General features: G+C 48.4%; 22 protein-coding genes. 21 read left to right on the forward strand and 1 reads right to left on the reverse strand.

Annotation, left to right across the window (positions count from 1 at the left end):
• The 17 genes from WC592_06640 to WC592_06720 all read left to right on the forward strand — a co-directional run.
• Positions 1-188 (forward strand): NAD+ synthase (locus tag WC592_06640; GenBank protein MFA4982127.1); only part of this gene is annotated, 188 nt, incomplete at its 5' end.
• Positions 189-349: 161 nt separating this feature from the next.
• On the forward strand, positions 350-1,789 hold the full coding sequence (locus tag WC592_06645) for an NADH-quinone oxidoreductase subunit L (protein ID MFA4982128.1): 1,440 nt from the start codon (positions 350-352) through the stop codon (positions 1,787-1,789).
• Between the two features lie 3 nt (positions 1,790-1,792).
• The gene (locus WC592_06650) at positions 1,793-3,622 is read left to right on the forward strand and encodes a proton-conducting transporter membrane subunit (GenBank protein MFA4982129.1); all 1,830 of its coding nucleotides are present in this window, start codon (positions 1,793-1,795) and stop codon (positions 3,620-3,622) included.
• Positions 3,623-3,632: 10 nt separating this feature from the next.
• Positions 3,633-5,066: a proton-conducting transporter membrane subunit gene (locus WC592_06655; GenBank protein ID MFA4982130.1), complete on the forward strand. Its 1,434-nt coding sequence runs from the start codon at positions 3,633-3,635 to the stop codon at positions 5,064-5,066.
• 13 nt (positions 5,067-5,079) lie between these two features.
• Entirely contained in the window at positions 5,080-5,595 is a 516-nt protein-coding gene (locus WC592_06660; protein ID MFA4982131.1) for a hypothetical protein, read from the forward strand.
• Positions 5,585-5,905 (forward strand): NADH-quinone oxidoreductase subunit K, encoded by a 321-nt coding sequence (locus tag WC592_06665; GenBank protein ID MFA4982132.1) that lies wholly within the window; start codon positions 5,585-5,587, stop codon positions 5,903-5,905. Before WC592_06660 ends, WC592_06665 begins: the two co-directional genes overlap by 11 nt.
• A gap of 3 nt (positions 5,906-5,908) precedes the next feature.
• Positions 5,909-6,241, forward strand: a complete 333-nt coding sequence (locus WC592_06670) for a hypothetical protein (protein ID MFA4982133.1) — start codon at positions 5,909-5,911, stop codon at positions 6,239-6,241.
• 2 nt (positions 6,242-6,243) lie between these two features.
• Positions 6,244-6,687, forward strand: a complete 444-nt coding sequence (locus tag WC592_06675; GenBank protein ID MFA4982134.1) for an NADH-quinone oxidoreductase subunit B family protein — start codon at positions 6,244-6,246, stop codon at positions 6,685-6,687.
• Positions 6,684-7,151 carry an NADH-quinone oxidoreductase subunit C gene (locus WC592_06680; GenBank protein ID MFA4982135.1) on the forward strand — a complete coding sequence of 156 codons (468 nt, stop codon included), beginning with the start codon at positions 6,684-6,686 and terminating at the stop codon, positions 7,149-7,151. The genes WC592_06675 and WC592_06680 overlap by 4 nt, the downstream gene beginning before the upstream one ends.
• Positions 7,144-8,367: a nickel-dependent hydrogenase large subunit gene (locus WC592_06685; GenBank protein MFA4982136.1), complete on the forward strand. Its 1,224-nt coding sequence runs from the start codon at positions 7,144-7,146 to the stop codon at positions 8,365-8,367. The genes WC592_06680 and WC592_06685 overlap by 8 nt, the downstream gene beginning before the upstream one ends.
• Positions 8,364-9,311, forward strand: a complete 948-nt coding sequence (locus WC592_06690; GenBank protein MFA4982137.1) for a complex I subunit 1 family protein — start codon at positions 8,364-8,366, stop codon at positions 9,309-9,311. Before WC592_06685 ends, WC592_06690 begins: the two co-directional genes overlap by 4 nt.
• Complete coding sequence (locus WC592_06695; GenBank protein MFA4982138.1) at positions 9,308-9,685, forward strand: 4Fe-4S binding protein; 378 nt, start codon at positions 9,308-9,310, stop codon at positions 9,683-9,685. Before WC592_06690 ends, WC592_06695 begins: the two co-directional genes overlap by 4 nt.
• Positions 9,654-10,157, forward strand: a complete 504-nt coding sequence (gene hycI, locus WC592_06700) for a hydrogenase maturation peptidase HycI (GenBank protein ID MFA4982139.1) — start codon at positions 9,654-9,656, stop codon at positions 10,155-10,157. Before WC592_06695 ends, hycI begins: the two co-directional genes overlap by 32 nt.
• A gap of 40 nt (positions 10,158-10,197) precedes the next feature.
• Positions 10,198-10,635 carry a DUF296 domain-containing protein gene (locus WC592_06705; GenBank protein ID MFA4982140.1) on the forward strand — a complete coding sequence of 146 codons (438 nt, stop codon included), beginning with the start codon at positions 10,198-10,200 and terminating at the stop codon, positions 10,633-10,635.
• 5 nt (positions 10,636-10,640) lie between these two features.
• Positions 10,641-11,291 carry an HAD-IB family phosphatase gene (locus tag WC592_06710; protein ID MFA4982141.1) on the forward strand — a complete coding sequence of 217 codons (651 nt, stop codon included), beginning with the start codon at positions 10,641-10,643 and terminating at the stop codon, positions 11,289-11,291.
• The gene (locus tag WC592_06715; protein MFA4982142.1) at positions 11,284-13,125 is read left to right on the forward strand and encodes a YgiQ family radical SAM protein; all 1,842 of its coding nucleotides are present in this window, start codon (positions 11,284-11,286) and stop codon (positions 13,123-13,125) included. Before WC592_06710 ends, WC592_06715 begins: the two co-directional genes overlap by 8 nt.
• Entirely contained in the window at positions 13,088-14,389 is a 1,302-nt protein-coding gene (locus tag WC592_06720; protein MFA4982143.1) for a radical SAM protein, read from the forward strand. Before WC592_06715 ends, WC592_06720 begins: the two co-directional genes overlap by 38 nt.
• Here WC592_06720 and WC592_06725 read toward each other — a convergent pair.
• Positions 14,355-16,232 (reverse strand): DEAD/DEAH box helicase, encoded by a 1,878-nt coding sequence (locus WC592_06725; GenBank protein ID MFA4982144.1) that lies wholly within the window; start codon positions 16,230-16,232, stop codon positions 14,355-14,357. The genes WC592_06720 and WC592_06725 overlap by 35 nt on opposite strands.
• Positions 16,233-16,291: 59 nt before the next feature.
• Here WC592_06725 and WC592_06730 point away from each other — a divergent pair, with 59 nt between their 5' ends.
• The 4 genes from WC592_06730 (at position 16,292) to WC592_06745 (ending at position 18,553) form a co-directional block, all read left to right on the forward strand.
• On the forward strand, positions 16,292-16,849 hold the full coding sequence (locus WC592_06730) for a DUF3786 domain-containing protein (GenBank protein MFA4982145.1): 558 nt from the start codon (positions 16,292-16,294) through the stop codon (positions 16,847-16,849).
• Between the two features lie 24 nt (positions 16,850-16,873).
• Positions 16,874-17,350 (forward strand): ferritin family protein, encoded by a 477-nt coding sequence (locus WC592_06735; protein ID MFA4982146.1) that lies wholly within the window; start codon positions 16,874-16,876, stop codon positions 17,348-17,350.
• A 30-nt stretch (positions 17,351-17,380) separates the two neighbouring features.
• On the forward strand, positions 17,381-17,566 hold the full coding sequence (locus WC592_06740; protein ID MFA4982147.1) for a DUF2934 domain-containing protein: 186 nt from the start codon (positions 17,381-17,383) through the stop codon (positions 17,564-17,566).
• A 117-nt stretch (positions 17,567-17,683) separates the two neighbouring features.
• Complete coding sequence (locus WC592_06745; GenBank protein ID MFA4982148.1) at positions 17,684-18,553, forward strand: PAS domain S-box protein; 870 nt, start codon at positions 17,684-17,686, stop codon at positions 18,551-18,553.
• The last annotated feature ends 12 nt before the right edge of the window (positions 18,554-18,565 follow it).

Raw genomic sequence — 18,565 nt, forward strand, 5'->3', positions numbered from 1 at the left:
ATGTGGAGGAGGACAAAGGCAGTGACGAGATTGTAAGCATGGGGTTTGAAAAGGGGCTTGTAAACAAAGTACTGTCTATGGTAGATAAGAGCGAGTATAAGCGCAGACAGTCTCCGCCGGGAATCAAGATCACCCCTAAAGCTTTCGGCAAAGACCGCAGGATGCCGATAACAAATAAATACCGTTAGCGTATTTTCATGCATTATCTTGTTGAATTGATCTTGCTTTCATGTTAATATGCTAGAAATAGCGGGGCAGAGATAAAGAAGCTCGCCTGGCACCTTTAATGATGTAAGGTAGGCTTTTTTTTATTTTTTGTTACTAAATATATTGGGAAATCACGCAAAAGATGATGAACGAGGCTTGTCTTTTATCGGCTGTTTTTGTTCCTGTGGCCGGGGCGTTCTTAACGCCTCTTGCAGCCATGCTTTCGGCCAGGCTCAGGAACTACCTCTCATTAATATTCGTTTCCGTATCCCTATTCTGTTCTATCGCGATGATACCGGCCATCCTGGCCGGCAAAGCAATCACTATAAGCCTCCAACTCCCTATAGGATTTAATTTCATACTTAACGCGGACGGCCTGGCTGTCTTTATGGCCATAGTATCCTCGTTCATAGGGGCTATCATCGTTCTATATTCATTTGGATATATAAGCCATTACCCGAACCAGAACGAATACTACTTTATGGTAGTGCTCTTCCTGGGCTCAATGACGGGCCTCGTCTACTCGGCGAACCTGATACTTTTGTATATATTCTGGGAATTGACCGCCCTTACAAGCTGGAGGCTGATAGGATTTTTCAGGCAAAAACAGCACGTCCTGCGCGCGGATAAAGCTTTCCTGGTGACTGTATTCGGAGCGCTCGCGATGCTATTGGGCTTCATATTTATTTACCAGAAGACCGGCTCATTCGACCTGGCCGTCATTAAAAGCGCGTTAGGGACACTACCGCTGCCCGACATTGCCGTTGCGCTCATACTTATAGGTATACTCTCCAAATCTGCGACATTGCCGTTTCACACATGGCTGCCGGACGCCGGCGTAGCCCCATCCCCGGTAACGGCGCTTCTTCATGCCGCGGTCCTTGTCAAAATAGGCGTATATGTATACGCCAGGCTTTTCATAGCTACATTCGCCATCGGCGATATATGGCATACCATAGTGCCTGCCATAGCTGCGGCAAGCGCACTCGTTTCAGCAGGCGCAGCCCTGATCGAAACGGACATGAAGCGGATAATTGCGTATTCTACGGTCAGCCAGATCGCATTCATATTCCTGGGGTTTAGTGTCGGGAGCTCTATCGGAATAGCCGGGGCGCTCCTTTTCATACTGATGCACGGACTCGCCAAAGGAGGGTTATTCCTCTGCGCCGGTATCGTGGAGCAGAACGCGAAGACAAAAGATATAACAAAGATGGGCGGGTTGATGAGCACCATGCCCGTAACCGCGATCTCTTTTCTGGCCTGCTCTTTCTCTATTATGGGGTTGCCGCCGTTCGGAGGCTTCTTCAGCAAATACCTTGTATTCTCAGGTACGTTAGCATCAAGCCATAATTATATAGCAATGACATTTTTCGTAGGGGCTGTCCTGACAATACTTTATCTATTGAGGATATTCAACATGGTCTTTCTCGGCGAAAGCCGATTGGGAAGCGTAAGGGAAGGGTCGCGCATAATGGTTGTATCCGTCGCGGCTCTTGCAACGCTCTCGCTTCTGGCCGGTATTTACATAAAATACCCGTCCGACTTCGTGCAGATGACCGTAAAACAGATGCTGGGGATGTAGTTTATGGCAGACACTATATTATTGCCGATCCTGATACCGATAATAGCCGGGTTAATAGTCCTGGCAGTACCGGACAGGCTGCGGTGGGTGAAAGAAGCCATCGCTTTAATAGCCGCTTCGGCTAATCTGCTTACCACCATCTTGCTATTTAATGCTAACATGGCCTACATCGCTTCGTGGGCCGGTTTTGGTATAGAGTTCGCGTTAAGGCTTTACCACTTCAGCGCTTTTATCATCCTCGCTGCCGCCGCTTTCGGGTTCCTCGTGATCCTGTATTCAATGGCATTCCTGTCCGGCAAGAAGTACGCGAAACTATTCTACGCATACCTTTTAATAACGCTCGGCTTTATAGCAGGCGCCGTGTTGTCAGACCACCTGGTGTCCATGTTCTTCTTCTGGGAAGGTTCGCTTATCATGCTTTCCGTCTTGATAGCAATAGGGTCAAAGACGGCATTCAAGACCGCCATGAAGGCCTTCATAATACTCGGGATAAGCGACCTGGCCATGATGATCGGTATAGCGCTCTTCGGCCATCTATCGGGAACACTTATGATATCCGGCGCCAGGATACCGGCAACCGGGCTTGGCGGGGCGGCTTTCTTGTTATTGATGATTGGAGCGATATCAAAATCCGGGTCGATGCCTTTTCACAGCTGGATACCTGATGCTGCCATCGACGCGCCGCTGCCGTTCATGGCAGTAATACCCGCGGCTATCGAAAAACTTCTCGGCATATATTTCCTGACCAGGATATGCCTCGACATGTTCACGCTTGAGCCCAATTCATCCTTAAGTTATCTGCTTATGACGATAGGAGCCATTACCATAATACTGGCTGTAATGATGGCGCTCGTACAGAAAGATTACAAGAGGCTACTTTCATACCACGCTATAAGCCAGGTCGGTTATATGATATTGGGTATCGGCACCTTAGTGCCTGCGGGTATAATCGGCGGGCTCTTCCACATGTTGAACAATGCCATGTATAAAAGCTGCCTGTTCCTGACGGGAGGAGCGGTAGAAAAACAGGCGGGAACCACAGACCTTAATAAACTTGGGGGCATCTCGTCGAAGATGCCGATAACGTTCGCCTGTTATATAATAACAGCTCTTTCGATATCGGGCGTCCCGCCGTTCAACGGATTTTTTTCCAAAGAACTTGTTTATGACGGCGCGCTGGAGAGAGGCTGGATATTCTACGCAGCGGCCGCGATAGGGTCGTTCTTCACCGCGGCCTCGTTCCTGAAGCTGGGGCATGCCGCGTTCCTTAAAAGGCGGGGGGAAGCCGTAAAGAACGTCAAAGAAGCTCCGGTCGTAATGCTTGTTCCGATGGTGATTATCGCTCTCGGCTGCATACTATTCGGTGTCTGCAGTTATATACCGATAAATAACTTTATACAGCCTGTGCTCGGCGCGCATATGTCTGAAGGACATAATTTTTCTGCCTTCCCGGCAAACACGATGCTCGTTGTCATAACGATCATTGTCTTGATCGCTGCGTTGCTCAACCACATATACGGCGTCAAGAGATCCGGAAGCGGTTTGGGTGCAGTCGATCACATACACTATGCGCCCGTCCTTTCTACTATATACGATAAGGCGCAGAAGGGGTTGTTCGACCCTTATAATATGGGCGTTTGGGTTTCGAACATATTTTCCAGGGCGGCCGCGTTATGCGACTCCGGCATAGATTGGACATACAACATATTTACGGTAAGGACTGCCGACTCGATATCGGGACTAATAAGAAAGTCCCACGACGGGAATTTCGGTTCATACATAATATGGTCGCTATCGGCTACAGTAATCATCTTAATATTTTTCTTAATATAGGGGTTTGTGAATGGTCGCGCTTCTGATCTTAATACCGCTCATAGGAATAATAATCCTTAATATGCTGCCCAGGGAGACAGCCAAACGGACCGCATTCTGGTTCGCTATGGCGATATTCATGGCTCAGATATTTATTGCGCTTTCACAGCATACTCTCTTCTCCGGCCGCGAGGCTGTGGAGTTCTATCTTGTGCATGGCACTGCGCTTGCAATAGACTCTCTGGGCGTAATAATGCTGCTATCCATAGGAATAGTGGCTCTTCCAAGTCTTATTGTCGGACAATGCATGTTATCGGACAGGAACGAGCTATTCAGGTTCATCAACCTCCTGATAATCACTACCATAGGCATGACCGGAATAATCATCGTAAGGGACATATTTACCCTGTACGTATTCCTGGAGATAACGGCAGTCGCATCGTTCGTATTGATAGCATTCCGCAAGGACATAAACGGGTTGGAAGGAGCGTTTAAATACTTGATGCTTTCCGCTATCGCGACGGTCCTTATCCTGACCTCCATTGCGTTAATCCTCATATCATCATGCGGCACATCGTTCGCGGCGATCCATGAAGCATTGGCTCAATCCGGCTCCAATCCTTTGATCGTCTTCGCCATAGTTATATTTATCTGCGGCCTCCTGATCAAGGGAGGACTCGTGCCGTTCCACGGATGGCTTCCGGACGCGTATATGGCCGCGCCCGCGCCGGTATCCATTCTGCTGGGGGGCATAGTCACCAAAGCCGCCGGGATATACACCCTGATCAGGATGGCGGCGTCCGTATTCATATTTGACGAACGCATAAGAACGATGTTGATGCTCCTTGGTACTATCTCGATCCTGGCAGGCGCCTTTGCCGCTCTGGGGCAGAAAAATTTTAAACGCATGCTGGCCTATTCGAGCATAAGCCAGATAGGATATATAGTTTTAGGGTTCGGCACGGGAACTGCTCTCGGTATCGCCGGAGCCGTATTCCATCTATTCAACCACGCCATATTCAAATCGCTTCTATTCGTAAATGCAGCCGCAGTGGAAAAACAGGTCGGCACCAACGATATGCAAAAAATGGGAGGGCTCTCTTCCAGGATGCCTGTCACTGGAGCCACTTCTGTGATAGGTATGCTCTCTACATCCGGAATACCTCCGTTTGCCGGCTTCTGGTCAAAATTGATCATAATAATAGCGCTGTGGCAAAGCGCCTATTATTCATACGCGGCCATAGCTATTATGGCAAGCGTCGTGACGCTGGCCTACTTCCTGTATATGCAGAGGACCGTATTCTTTGGGGAGCTGGCGGTCGGGCTTGAAAACATTAAAGAGGCGAATTTCGGCTTCGTCCTGACATCTTCAATACTCGCGGCAATAACGATAGGGGTAGGATTGTTCTTCCCGATAATATTCAACATTTTTTTTATGCCGGTGAAGGAGATACTGGTTAAATAATATGATAAACGATATGAACATAAATTTACTCCTCCTGGTACTTATGACGATAGCCACGATGTGGACTGTCATGGGAAGGAGCCTGCTTAAAGCCACTATAGGCCTGGCAGTCACCAGCGCGGTCCTGACTATACTCATGTTCAGGCTGAACTCGCCGCTTGCCGCGGTATTCGAGCTTTCGGTCTGTACGGGGCTCATAACGGTCGTCTTCGTAAGCACTATAAGCCTGACAAAACCTCTGACCCATAAAGAGATAATAGAGAGGTCAAAAGCCAGGCATAAAAGGTTTGGTTATCTTCCTTTCGTAATGATCCTCGCAGGAGTTGCGCTATACTTTCTTAAGATACCAAATGATTTTGCCGGCATGGCCGACAAATACATCGCGGCGCAGGCAGCCGCGCCCGATCCCAGGAGGGTCATCTGGGATGTAAGGCAGCTCGACCTGTTCGGTCAGATAATATTGATGATAGCGGGCGCATTAGGCGTCGTAATACTGTTCGTGGAGGGGAAGGATAAAGATGAACGTTGAAGCCTGGCAGGGGTTCCTGACATTCGGTTTTTTTGTCGCTCTATTGTCGGTCGCGGGATTTTACTGCCTGCTCGTTACGCGCAGCCTTATACGCGCGATAATAGGCCTGGAGCTTTTAATAAAAGCGGCGACGCTTCTTGTCATAGCCGCGGGGTATTTTACAGGTATGACCGCTCTTACACAGAGCCTTGTCGTAACCATAATAGTGATCGAAGTAGTCATCGTGGTAGTAGCGGGAGGCATTGCTCTCCGGGTCTTCAGGCATAACGATGACCTGGACATAAGACGACTGAACAACCTCAAAGGGTAGGATATGGATAAGATATTACTTTCTCCTCCGGTAGCATTCCTGATAATCCTGGCAGTGACGCTCGGGTGCGTACGTCTCATGTCAGGCCTGGCATTCAAAAGACATGGAGATATAGGCGGCCAGGAGAAGTCTTATGCTTGCGGGGAGGACGTCTCTACCAATTTGATGCAGCCGGACTATAGCCAATTCTTCCCGTTCGCGTTTTTCTTCACCATCCTTCACGTCGTTACATTGATGGTGACAACTGCGCCTATAGAGACAACCGGATCGCTCATCATCGCTGTCATTTATCTTTTGGGCGCGGCTGTGGCATTATTAACATTATTCAGGAGATAGCAGTGAAGCTTATACAAAAAGTAGTAACCTGGGCGCGTATAAAATCCCCTTGGATACTGCATTTTAATACCGGGGCATGCAACGCCTGCGACATAGAGATCATCGCCGCTCTTACACCGCGCTATGATCTCGAACGTTTCGGCGTTATATTAAAAGGGACTCCCAGGCACGCCGATGTGCTGGTATGCTCAGGTCCCGTCACCAAACAGATAAAATGCAGGCTTAAAAGAATATATGATCAGATGCCCGAACCGAAATTTGTCGTCGCAGTAGGCAGCTGCGCGTGCTCCGGCGGAGTCTTCGACGGATGCTACAACGTAGAGTCGGGCATCGATAGACTCATCCCGGTATCCGCGTATATACCGGGCTGCCCCGCAAGCCCAAAAGCCATAATAGACGGCGTAGTCAAATTATTGACAAGTCTGGAAGAGAAAGAAACGAAATGACCGCTGAAGATACGATCATAAACGAGTTAACTAAAAAATTCAGCTTCCTGGAGAACAGGATAATACCGCAGAGAGCAAGGCGCATAACCGCCGATGTTGACATGCAGAACCTGGGCGGTGTATTGCAATTTGCGGTGGATATGCTCGGTTTTTCGATCCTCTGCACCATAACCGGGCTTGATGAGGGCAATACTTTCGGATTAATCTACCATGTAGGAAGGCAGGACGGGATTGTATTGAACCTGAAGACGCATATATCTAAAGAGAACCCGAAGATCTCTACAATAACAAGTTCTTTTCCTCAGGCGGATATTTACGAAAGGGAGATAGCCGACTTATTGGGAATCAAGATCGAGGGGCTCGCAGAAGGCAAGCGATATCCCTTGCCGGACGATTGGCCGGCCGACGAATTCCCGCTGCGTAAAGACTGGAAAGCGAAAAAGGGAGACATTAAAGATGCATAAAGTCATTATTCCTATAGGCCCGCAACACCCAATGCTCAAAGAGCCTGAAAGTTTCTCGGTGACATTAAGCGGCGAGAAGATAATGAAGTTCAGCGCAAGGCTCGGATATAACCACCGGGGAATCGAGAAGGCTTGCGAAGAGCGGACGTATGTTCAGGACGTGTATCTCACAGAGAGAATTTGCGGCATATGTTCACACTCCCATTCAACGTGTTTCGTCCAGGCCGTCGAGGAAATCGCGAAACTGGAAGTGCCGAAACGCGCGCTCTACATCCGTACGCTGGTAGCAGAGTTGGAAAGGATACATAGTCACCTGCTTTGGCTCGGGGTCGCGGGACACGAGGTAGGCTTCGACACGCTCCTTATGTATTCCTGGCGCGACCGTGAGATTGTCATGGATATATTGGCAAGCCTTACAGGCAACCGGGTAAACTACGGGCTAAACGCAATAGGCGGCGTCAGGCGGGATGTCTCCGCAGAACAGATTAAGGATGTCCTTAAAGCAGTAGATGCCCTGGAGGAGAGGACAAAATATTATATACAGATCGCGACGCAGGAGACGACTCTTATAAACAGGTTGTCCGGCGTCGGGATACTTTCGCCAAAAGACGCTATTAAGCTGGGAGCGGTGGGCCCTACAGCGCGCGCGTCCGGAGTCGATAGGGATGTCCGCAGGGACGATCCATATGCGGCGTATGCGGACCTGAAGTTCAAGGTCATAACCGACGATCATAATGACGTGTACGGAAGGACACTCGTCCGGATGGGTGAGCTGATTGAATCGTACAGTATGATACGCCAACTCGCAAAGAAGATGCCCGAAGGTCCTATAGCCGTAAAAGCACCGCGCAAGATACCGGCGGGCGAAGCCACAAGCCGATATGAAGCGCCGAGAGGCGAAGACGTCCACTATGTCAGGTCCAACGGGACCGACAAGCCGGACAGGGTAAAAGTAAGAGCTCCGACGCTTGCAAATATACAAACGGTCGCCAAGATGCTTGAGGACAGGCAGCTTGCGGACCTGCCTATAGTTATAGCGGCGATAGATCCGTGCTTCTCATGCACGGACAGGGTAACTATGGTAAGAGAAGCGGATAAGCGCTCAAAAAAGCTCATGGAGTGGGAAGAGCTCCACTCTTACAGTATACATTGGTACAAGCATCACGGGATCGATTTCTCAGACCTAAACAAAAAGATGCGAAAGAAACTGGGATGAACATTATAGGATCATTGTTTAACATGCTGATATTCCCCGGGCTGGCCTTCCTGATGATATTCGGATGGGCCGCGGAATATATAGACCGTAAATTGAACGCCAGACTGCAGAACAGGATAGGGCCGCCGTGGTTTCAGCCTGTAGCGGATTTTATAAAACTCATATCGAAAGAAGATATAATACCGGAAGAAGCGAACCCGTCGATGTTCAGGGCAATGCCGGTATTCGCGCTGTCAGCCACCGTGACCGCTATAATGTATATCCCGCTATGGGGCACCGAAGCCTTATACTCTTTCAAGGGCGACCTCATAGTTGTACTATACCTGTTGACCATACCGACCCTGACATACTTTTTAGGAGGGTGGTACTCCACATCGCTCTATTCAAAGATAGGAGCGGTCCGCGCCCTTACGCAGCTCTTTGCGTACGAAGTTCCGCTCCTCATGAGCATCCTTGCGCCGGCGCTTCTTGCCGACACATGGTCGCTAAGCAGGATGGCCGTATTCTATAATACTCATCCGTGGTACTGGCTCTTCAACCTGATCGGTTTCGCCATATCGATAATCGCTCTCCTGGGCAAACTTGAAAAAGTTCCGTTTGACATCCCGGAAGCAGAAACAGAGATAGTCGCGGGAACTTTTACGGAATACAGCGGCAGGCTGCTGGGGCTCTTCAGATTATCGATCGATATAGAGGTAATAGTGGGCTCCGCTCTCCTTGCGGCCGTTTTCCTGCCGTTCGGGCTGTCACTGCCTCCGGCCTTAGGATTCTTGTTATTCGTTGTAAAAGTGTTATCGATAGTAGTCATACTTGCTCTGGCGCGGACGGTATTCGCGCGCCTAAGGATAGACCAGATGATGGTATTCTGCTGGAAATATGTATCGCCGTTCGCTTTCCTACAGATCGCCATAAATCTAGTCCTGAAGGGGATATTGATAAGATGATACGCCCTGGAAAGATGATTAAACAGGTGCTGGCGTCGATATTCAAGAAGCCGGCAACTATGTTGTATCCATTCGTGAAATCGGAGATGCCGAAGAATTTCAGGGGCAAACTACTTTTTCATCCGGAAAAGTGCATTGGATGCATGATGTGCATGCGCGATTGTCCTTCAAACGCCATAAAGATAAGGAAGGTGGGGGATAAGAAATTTGAGGCCGACATAGACCTGGGGAAATGCATATATTGTGCGCAATGCGTCGACTCATGCGTAAAAAAAGCGCTGGAAGCTACAAGGGAATTCGAACTAGCCGCATTAGACCGCAAAAACTTACGGGTGACATTCAATGCCGGGCCTGAAGACGTTCCTAAGGGATAGATTTGCCGGCGCTAAAAGAGTAGCCGTGCTCGGCATCGGTTCCGACCTAAGGGCCGATGATGCGGCGGGCATACTCGTTGCCGCCGAACTGGATAAGAGGCCTAAGAAGAGGGCCGGGAGAGCGAAGCTTAAAATATTTTTCGGGGAGACCGCTCCCGAGAACCTCACAGGCGTAATAAAAGAATTTGGCCCTACTCACCTGGTTATTATAGACGCTATTGAGATGAAGCAAAAGCCGGGCACGATAATAGTCCTCACTCCCGATAAGATCGGCGCCGGCGTTTCCTTTTCAACCCATAAGATGCCCGCCGAAGTCCTTGCAAGCTACCTTTCGAGCTCTATAAATTGCGACATAGTGATCATCGGTATCCAGCCAAAATCCATAATGTTCGGCATCATGCCGTCCAAGAGCGTCAAAGATTCGGCGAAAGAGGTCGCCGCGGCGATAATACACGCTATTCCCGCAAGGTAAACTTTCATCCGTTACGGTCTAAAAAATATACAGGAGGCTTATGCAATATACAAAAGGCAGGATAGGTCGAATATTTCTCTTAAAATTCAACAATAACGACATCCTGATAGATGAATTGGATAAATTTGCCCGCAGTGAGAAGCTGCAAGCGGCAGTCATAGTTTTCCTGGGTGCCCTGAACAAGGGGGACCTTGTGACAGGACCCAAATTGCCTGTAATACCGCCTGTACCTAACTGGGTCTCTTTCGACAAGGCCTGGGAGACTATGGGCATAGGGACGATATTTACTAACAAGTCGGCTCCGCAGATACACATACATGTATCGATGGGCAAAAAGCTGAAGACTCTTACCGGCTGCGTCAGGAAGAAGTCGAAGGTCTTCCTTGTGATAGAGGCGGTAGTATTCGAACTTAAAGGCGTAAATGCTACGAAAGAGATCGACCCAAAGACAGGCCTGAACCTGTTAAAAATACTCTAATACGAATGAAGTTTAAACTTATAATATTCGACATAGACGGGACAATAACCAGGCACATAAGCTCATGGCGCTATATCCATGAGAAGCTGGGGCTATGGTCCAACAGGGCGTTCAGGTATCAGGAGGAATTTTTCGCGGGCAAGATAAACTACAGGAAGTTCTGCGAACTGGACGCGGCGCATTGGAAAGGCATGCCGGATCGCCGTATAAGGAAGATATTCGGATCGGTCCGATATTCCCAAAATGCCGCCTCTTCGATAAGGGACCTGAAGAAGCGCGGCTTCAAGCTCGTAGCGATATCGACCGGGCTTCAATACATGGGCGACCGGATAAAAAGAGAGATGGGCTTTCACTACGCTCTGTCAAACCGCCTTCTATCCAGGAACGGCAAACTGACCGGCGGGGTAAAAATAAACCTGGCGCACGGAGCCAAGGACAAGATACTTTTACATATATTCAAGACCTTCAAGGTAAAATCTCATGAAATCATATCTGTCGGGGACAGCGAAGGCGACATACCGCTGGCAAAAAGGTGCGGCTATTCCATAGCCTTCAACTCCTCAAGCCCTGAACTGTCGAGAATGGCCGACTACAACTGCAGGACAAAGGATTTCAGGAAAGTCTACAGGAAGATACTGTCTATAGCATATGAATAAAAATTTCCTGCCGATATCGAAGAAAGATATGGATGACCGGGGATGGCATGAAGTCGATGTCATCCTTGTCACGGGCGACGCTTACGTCGACCATCCTTCTTACGGGGCCGCTGTAATAGGGAGAGTCCTCGAGAGCGCGGGATTCAGAGTAGGCGTCATCGCGCAGCCGGATTGGCGAAAGAGCGACGACTTTTTAAGGCTCGGCCGGCCGAAATTGTTTTTCGGCATCACGGCAGGGAACCTCGATTCGATGCTCGCCAAATACACGGCCAGCATGAAGATAAGGTCAGGCGATGATTATTCTCACGGCGGCAGATCGGGCCTCCGGCCGGACAGAGCCGGCATCATCTACACGAACAAAGTGAAGGAGCTATTCCCGGGCGTACCTGTCGTGCTCGGCGGTCTCGAGGCGAGCATGAGGAGGCTTGCTCACTACGATTACTGGTCCGATAAAGTGCGCCGTTCTATACTATTAGATTCAAAGGCGGACATACTGGTATACGGGATGGGGGAGAGACAAATCCTTGAAATAGCATCCAGACTGAAAGACTCCGGAAGCACAAGCACGCTTTTTAACATCAGGGGTACCGTCATAGCAAGAAATAGCGCAAGCGGCGTAGGGGAGAGTGCTGCTATACCATCGTTTGAAGAGATAGTTGGCGACAACAAGAAATTCAATGATTCTTTCAAAATTATATACTTAGAAACCGATCCGTTCAGGGGAAAGACCGTAATTCAGAAACACGGCGATAGACATGTTATTCAATTCCCTCCTGCCGTGCCTATGACAATAGATGAATTAGACAAGATATATTCCCTCGACTATGCGCGCGCCTGGCATCCTTCATACGACAAGGCGGGGGGTGTTCCGGGTTTTGAGACTGTACGGTTTTCCGTGACATCGCATCGGGGCTGCCCGGGCGCATGCAATTTCTGCTCGCTCTATCTTCATCAGGGGAGGATCGTCCAGTCCAGGAGCCAGGGCTCCATATTATCGGAGATAAGGCATATCGCTTCCAGGAGCGATTTTAAAGGCACCATAACAGATATAGGGGGCCCTACCGCAAATCTGTATAGGTCATACTGCGAACTCTGGAAAGGAAAAGGCTCATGCAGCCAGAAGATGTGCCTGACGCCCGCGAAATGCTCATCACTGAAGCTGGGGTATCCGGAAACATTAAAATTGTGGCACGAGGCGCTGAAGATACCAAAGGTCAAACATATATTCATAGGCAGCGGCGTTCGTTATGATCTTCTATTAGATAAACAGTCGGATGAATACCTAAAGGCGCTTTGCAAAGACCACATAAGCGGATATCTTAAGGTGGCGCCTGAACACAGCAACCTCAATCTCCTGAAACTGATGAACAAGCCCTCTTTCGGCCAATATAAAAAATTCGTCGACAGGTTCAATGAGACGAACGCCCTCTTAAAGAAGAAGCAGTATCTTGTCAACTACCTCATAAGCGGCCATCCCGGCGCAGGATTAGATACCGCGCTTGAGCTCAGCATCTCTCTGCAAAAGATGCATATCCACCCGGAGCAGATACAGGATTTCATACCTCTGCCTATGACAATGTCGGGATGCATGTATCATGCAGGGCTTGATCCGCTTACCGGAAAGACGATATATGTCGCTAAGGGCTTGAGAGAGCGCAAGCTCCAGCGCTCACTTGTCCAGTATGCGCAGCTGCAGAACAGGAAATATATTATAGAGGCCTTGCGAAAGCTGGACAGGATGGAATTGATGGATCAACTCAAGCCTGGACATACATATAAAAGGAGCGCAACAGACAATGCGAAGGGGAAGACTGAAGCTGCTGGTTTCGAATAAAAAAGGGGATATATTCAGCCACGACCGTCTTGAAGCATCCGGCATGAAGGCCGGAACATTTGTCAAGCTGGAACCGGCTAATCTGATAAAACTGCCCCCCGGAAGCCGGTTATTCATGCTGCCTGACAGGAGGCCGGTCGGGTACGACCCCGAGACGGCCTATTTTACGCCAACCATAAGCAATTTTGGCGTAGCCGCGTTCCTTCCGCCCGGATACACAGTGACCTACAATAGTCCTTATAGTGAGATTGGCCGCCCGAGACCGCTTCCGCTCTTCGCTTATGCCGCCGCAGCATTATATAAGGGGACATTTCATGTCGCGGCATTCAGAGTAGATAAGGATCGCCGCCACGATACGAGATTCATCAACATATACCTTGTGAGAAAAAATATCCGCGCATTCAAGAAGCTTTTTCCGGATAACAGACTGATATCTCACCTGGAGTCATGTGCCATGGACTACGGATGCCCGGGAGCTCAGAACTTCTTCCTGCACAGATACGAAGGGCCGCTGCCCTCATCGCCGACCTGTAATGCAGTCTGCTTAGGCTGTATCTCGTACCAGGTAAGGACAAAGTGCCCCGAAACACAGCCGCGTATAAAATTCGCTCCTTCATCCGAAGAGATCGCCGAAGTAGCCATATTCCATATCGAGAACGTCAAAGATACTGTCGTCAGTTTTGGGCAGGGCTGCGACGGCGAGCCGCTGATGGCGGGGGAACAGATAGAGCGCGCAATAAAACTGATAAGAAAGAAGACGGAAAAAGGCCTTATCAATATGAATACCAACGGCAGCATGCCGCGTATATTAGAAAGGCTATTCGACGCAGGACTCGACAGCATCAGGGTGAGCATGAACAGCGCAAGGCCCGAATATTATACAGCATACTATAAGCCGGCAGGTTATAACTTTAATGACGTGATCCGGTCCATTGATATTGCGAAAAAAAAGAACCACTTTGTCTCTATAAATTACCTGACTATGCCGGGATTCAGTGACTCTAATGATGAATTTCAGGCATTAAAAAGACTTATAAAGACTTATTGCATCGACATGATACAGTGGAGGAACCTGAACTTTGACCCGATCTTTTATTTCAGGAAAATGAAGATAAAGACGGACGCGTCACGCCTTATAGGAATTAAAGAAGAGGTCGAAACGCTAAAAAACGACTTTCCCGGCCTGATGATGGGATATTTCAACCCGACTGAATCATCGGTAAAAAAGATCAGCTTTCACGCAGCTGCTTCTCGGCGTCAATAATATCGCGGTTTATGAACGATATCGCTTTTCTTATACGATCACTTAAGGCGGGGGAGATGGGCGCATCCTCGATCTCCCTCAATATCTGTATCGCCATCCGGAAATAACGTATGACCTCGCCTTCGTCCGTATCCGTGAACTGGAGCATCCTTGAAAATTTCATGCCGCCCATCCAGCATTCCATGGCCTTGGCCAGGTTAAAGTGCGGGATCTTGCTGAACGGCCGTATCGCGTATCTCGCTTCCTTATGCCTGATCCTGTCGTGGAATTTTTCGGCCAGTATCTGCATATTCTGCGCGGACTTGGATAGTCCCGCAACACGCTGGTTCTTGCGAGGCTCAAATACCGTAGCCACTGCCATGACGCCCAACGCGTTCTCATCCAGATCCTCGAATACCCCGGCGTCGTAAAACTCGGCAAGCAGAAGTTCATATCCATATACGGCTTTTGCGAACAACCCTTTAGGCGTAAGAGAACCTTCATTAATATGGCCGAATTCTTTTAGTATTTTAAGTTTATTCTCCATGAGGCGCAGGGCATCTGCTTTTTTCTGCTGTCTCTCCTGGAAATAGTGGAGCGACAGCGGATAGATACCGAAGAGATCCTCCTTATATTTCTCGTAAAGGTTAAGGATTGTGGCGTATGACGCGTTAAACTGGCTCCTGACATCTTCCGGCGTGCCGTATATTATCCTCTTCACCTCATCGTACCGCACCCTGTGAAGATTTATTCTGGTATAGACAAAACCTTCCCTGTCTATGCCGCGCCTTCCTGCGCGGCCGGCCATCTGGTAAAAATCGCGCGTCTTGAGCGTCCTGACGTAGGTGCCGTAAAATTTCATCAATTCGTCGAATATCACCGAACGGCTCGGCATATTTATCCCCAAAGCAAAGGTCTCCGTAGTAAATATGACCTTCAACAGCCTGCTCGTGAAAAGCCTTTCTATAGCTTCTTTAAGGGTCGGAAGCATGCCTGCATGATGGAACGCGATACCCCGCTCTATTAACGGAAGCATGGATACCGCGCTCTTCTCATGTTTCAGGTCAAAACGGTCGCAGAGCGAGTCATACAATGACATGATTTTGGAGCGTTCCGATTCATCTAGAAAATTGTAGTTATACAGCTCAGAGGCGAGATATTCCGCCCTCTTCCTGCTGAAGACAAAATATATACAGGGTAGCCCGCCTTTGTCCTTGACGTACTTTATAAGCGCATGTGTCTTGTTGGGTTGGTACCTGCCGCGCGCCTTCGCGACATCGTGAAGAGACTCTACAACCCTGTTATGGATCTGGTAGAGAAAATGAAGGGGCACAGGCCTCTTGGCCTCTATCACTACTTTTATCTCTTTTTTATGGACAGATTCTATCCACTTTGCGAACTGCGTTATATTGGGTATGGTGGCGGAAAGACAGAGGATGTTCATGTGCGGCGGCATAAAGATAAGCGACTCTTCCCAGACGGTACCCCTTTCCGGATTGTCTATGTAGTGGACCTCGTCAAATATGACCCATGAGTATTTTTTCAGTGACTGCGGCTGGTCAAGTATCTTATTACGGAATATCTCTGTGGTCATTATGAGGACGGGCGCGTCGGGGTTCAGCGAAACATCGCCGGTCAATATGCCGATACTGTCCTTGTAATTGACCTGGAAATCGCGGAACTTCTGGTTGGATAGGGCTTTTATGGGCGCCGTGTATATGACGGCTCGGCCCTGCTGCAGGCAGGTCTCTATCACGTGTTCGGCTATGGCAGTCTTCCCGGCGCCCGTCGGAGCCGATACTATGACTGAATAACCCTGGTTTATGAAATCGATGGCTTCATTCTGGAATCTGTCGTATACCATACGTTTATTATATCTTAATATGTTGATTTATCCAATAGAATGTGTAAAATACGAAGTATATGGGATATGAGCAGACGATTGGAAAAGCCTGGAATGACCTATCGGGCCTGTCGTCCGAAAAGAGGCTGTCGGCAAAACTTCTTTCAGACATTTACGATATCGACGTCGACAAGAAGACAGTGTCCTCAAACTCATGCAATGTGCCGGCAAAAGATTATGTGGTAATAATAATACTGCACTACCTGATACGAAAACTTAAACTAAAAGCATTGCCCGTGGCTTCCGGCGAGTGGATAGACTTCAACCAGATAGAAGGCGGGCAGGGTTATTACCCGGCGTTCAAAAAGAGGACGATAGACCGGGTCGTAAAGAAGTACGGATACGCGCCTGAAGCGATACTGAAAATAGGTGACCGCCTGCCTGCAAAGAGGTATAATAAAGGCGACGCGGGGATTGTAATATACCCGTTCGATGAAGTCCCGGTACTCATAACTATATGGAAAGAGGATGATGAGTTCGGCCCGGAAGCGAATATACTGTTCGACAGGAACATCTCAAGCATATTCTGCGCGGAAGATATCGTTGTATTGACAGAAATGATAGCGCATTCTATCTGAAGACACATATTTTAGGAGCGTATTATGGCAAATTTATTCAATGCTGCCGAAGTAATAGACATGGGGATAGAGAAGGAGAAGAAGCGGCGCGATTTTTACGGCCTTGTAGCCGCAAAGTTTAAAGAACAGGAGATGATAGAGCTATTTTCAAAGCTGAGAGATTGGGAAGAAGAGCATATCAAAAAGTTCACGCAAATAAGGGATAGTGTTGAGGAATCAGAAGCCACGGAATCTTACGAGGGGGAGCTGGGGGCATATATGAAAGCGGTCATCGATGACATGCTCTATAAGCAGGTATCCGGGGCAGCGTTCAGCAAACACGTAAAAGACCCCTTGACAGCCATTAGATATGGCATAACATTTGAAAAAGACGCCATCCTTTTCTTCAACGAAATACTCCGTTATATGATTCCCCACAACAGAGAATCGGTCCAGAAACTTATTGACGAAGAGAAGGGGCATATTATATACTTAAGTGAGCTTAAACGGAAATATGAATAGTGTAAAAAATCGCCGAGGGAGGTGAGAATTATGGCAAGAACAGCGAGGTCGGATTCGTCTTGGGGTACGGCAAGCGCTTCCGCTAACCAGAGCCAGCTTACAGATATGATCCGTAAAAAAGCCTATGAGCTTTTCGAGAAGAGAGGCAAAAAAACGGGTCATGCTATGGAGGATTGGCTAGAGGCGGAAAGGATCATAAAGAGGAAAGCTTTTTAACCTTGGCTTACAAGGGATAAAAAAAGACGGTTGTCGCAGACCGTCTTTTTTTATACGGGTTTAACGAAATTTGACAAGGCTCGGGTGCTCATGTATACTATAAGCTAATTATTATATATGGCAGACACGATCGACTACACAAAACTCTGGTCTCCCGTTTTCGACAATATGAAGGAGTTCATCTTCTTCATAGATAAAGATTTTAATATAAGGCTCGTCAATAAAAGCTTCGCCGATTTCACCGGAAAACAGAAATCCTACTTCATCGGAAAAAAATGCTACGAAGTAATGCACGCCGCTAAAGAACCCATCAAGATATGTCCGCACAGAAAATCGATGGTTAACGGAAAATTTGCGAATGAGGAATTTTTTGAGCCCAGCATCAATAAGTGGCTGTGGGTAGCAGTCACTCCCGTATTTGATGAACTCGGTAACATACTTGGCTCTCTTCATGTAACCACCGATATGACTGAATACAAAAAGTCATCACTGGCTGCCAGCCGGCTATCTTTCATCGTCGAATCCTCTGATGACGCCATTATAGGTAAGACGCTCGACGGAACGATAACGAGCTGGAATAAAGGGGCGGAGAAGATGTACGGTTACTCAGCCGATGAGGTCGTCGGTAAACCCGTATCTATCCTCATCCCGTCTGATAAAAGAGATGAGATGTCCGACCTTTTTGAGAAGATTAAACATGGCGAGAGTGTAACGCATTTCGAGACTCAACGTATAAGAAAAAACGGACAGAAGATAGTTGTTTCTGTTACGATCTCACCGATAAAGGACGATAGCGGGACGATTGTCGGGGCCTCAACCATTGCGCGCGACATAACCGAGCAAAGAGCGATACAGACTGAACTTAAAAAAAAGATATCGTCTCTTGAGCGCTTTCAGCGAGTCACGGTAGACAGAGAGCTCAGAATGAAAGAACTAAAGACCAGGATCGCGGAACTCGAAGCAAAACTGGGCAAGGATAAAGCGTAACGATAAAAGTTA

The organism is Candidatus Omnitrophota bacterium (assembly GCA_041648975.1).
GTDB lineage: Bacteria > Omnitrophota > Gorgyraeia > 2-01-FULL-45-10 > 2-01-FULL-45-10 > JAQUSE01.

Coding starts and splice junctions, on each gene's coding strand:
- WC592_06650 (MFA4982129.1), top strand. CDS start 1,793: ATGGCAGACACTATATTATTGCCGATCCTGATACCGATAATAGCCGGG.
- WC592_06720 (MFA4982143.1), top strand. CDS start 13,088: ATGCGAAGGGGAAGACTGAAGCTGCTGGTTTCGAATAAAAAAGGGGAT.
- WC592_06645 (MFA4982128.1), top strand. CDS start 350: ATGATGAACGAGGCTTGTCTTTTATCGGCTGTTTTTGTTCCTGTGGCC.
- WC592_06740 (MFA4982147.1), top strand. CDS start 17,381: ATGGCAAGAACAGCGAGGTCGGATTCGTCTTGGGGTACGGCAAGCGCT.
- WC592_06660 (MFA4982131.1), top strand. CDS start 5,080: ATGAACATAAATTTACTCCTCCTGGTACTTATGACGATAGCCACGATG.
- WC592_06680 (MFA4982135.1), top strand. CDS start 6,684: ATGACCGCTGAAGATACGATCATAAACGAGTTAACTAAAAAATTCAGC.
- WC592_06715 (MFA4982142.1), top strand. CDS start 11,284: ATGAATAAAAATTTCCTGCCGATATCGAAGAAAGATATGGATGACCGG.
- WC592_06730 (MFA4982145.1), top strand. CDS start 16,292: ATGGGATATGAGCAGACGATTGGAAAAGCCTGGAATGACCTATCGGGC.
- WC592_06735 (MFA4982146.1), top strand. CDS start 16,874: ATGGCAAATTTATTCAATGCTGCCGAAGTAATAGACATGGGGATAGAG.
- WC592_06745 (MFA4982148.1), top strand. CDS start 17,684: ATGGCAGACACGATCGACTACACAAAACTCTGGTCTCCCGTTTTCGAC.
- WC592_06685 (MFA4982136.1), top strand. CDS start 7,144: ATGCATAAAGTCATTATTCCTATAGGCCCGCAACACCCAATGCTCAAA.
- hycI (MFA4982139.1), top strand. CDS start 9,654: ATGCCGGGCCTGAAGACGTTCCTAAGGGATAGATTTGCCGGCGCTAAA.
- WC592_06690 (MFA4982137.1), top strand. CDS start 8,364: ATGAACATTATAGGATCATTGTTTAACATGCTGATATTCCCCGGGCTG.
- WC592_06705 (MFA4982140.1), top strand. CDS start 10,198: ATGCAATATACAAAAGGCAGGATAGGTCGAATATTTCTCTTAAAATTC.
- WC592_06655 (MFA4982130.1), top strand. CDS start 3,633: ATGGTCGCGCTTCTGATCTTAATACCGCTCATAGGAATAATAATCCTT.
- WC592_06665 (MFA4982132.1), top strand. CDS start 5,585: ATGAACGTTGAAGCCTGGCAGGGGTTCCTGACATTCGGTTTTTTTGTC.
- WC592_06695 (MFA4982138.1), top strand. CDS start 9,308: ATGATACGCCCTGGAAAGATGATTAAACAGGTGCTGGCGTCGATATTC.
- WC592_06670 (MFA4982133.1), top strand. CDS start 5,909: ATGGATAAGATATTACTTTCTCCTCCGGTAGCATTCCTGATAATCCTG.
- WC592_06725 (MFA4982144.1), bottom strand. CDS start 16,232: ATGGTATACGACAGATTCCAGAATGAAGCCATCGATTTCATAAACCAG.
- WC592_06710 (MFA4982141.1), top strand. CDS start 10,641: ATGAAGTTTAAACTTATAATATTCGACATAGACGGGACAATAACCAGG.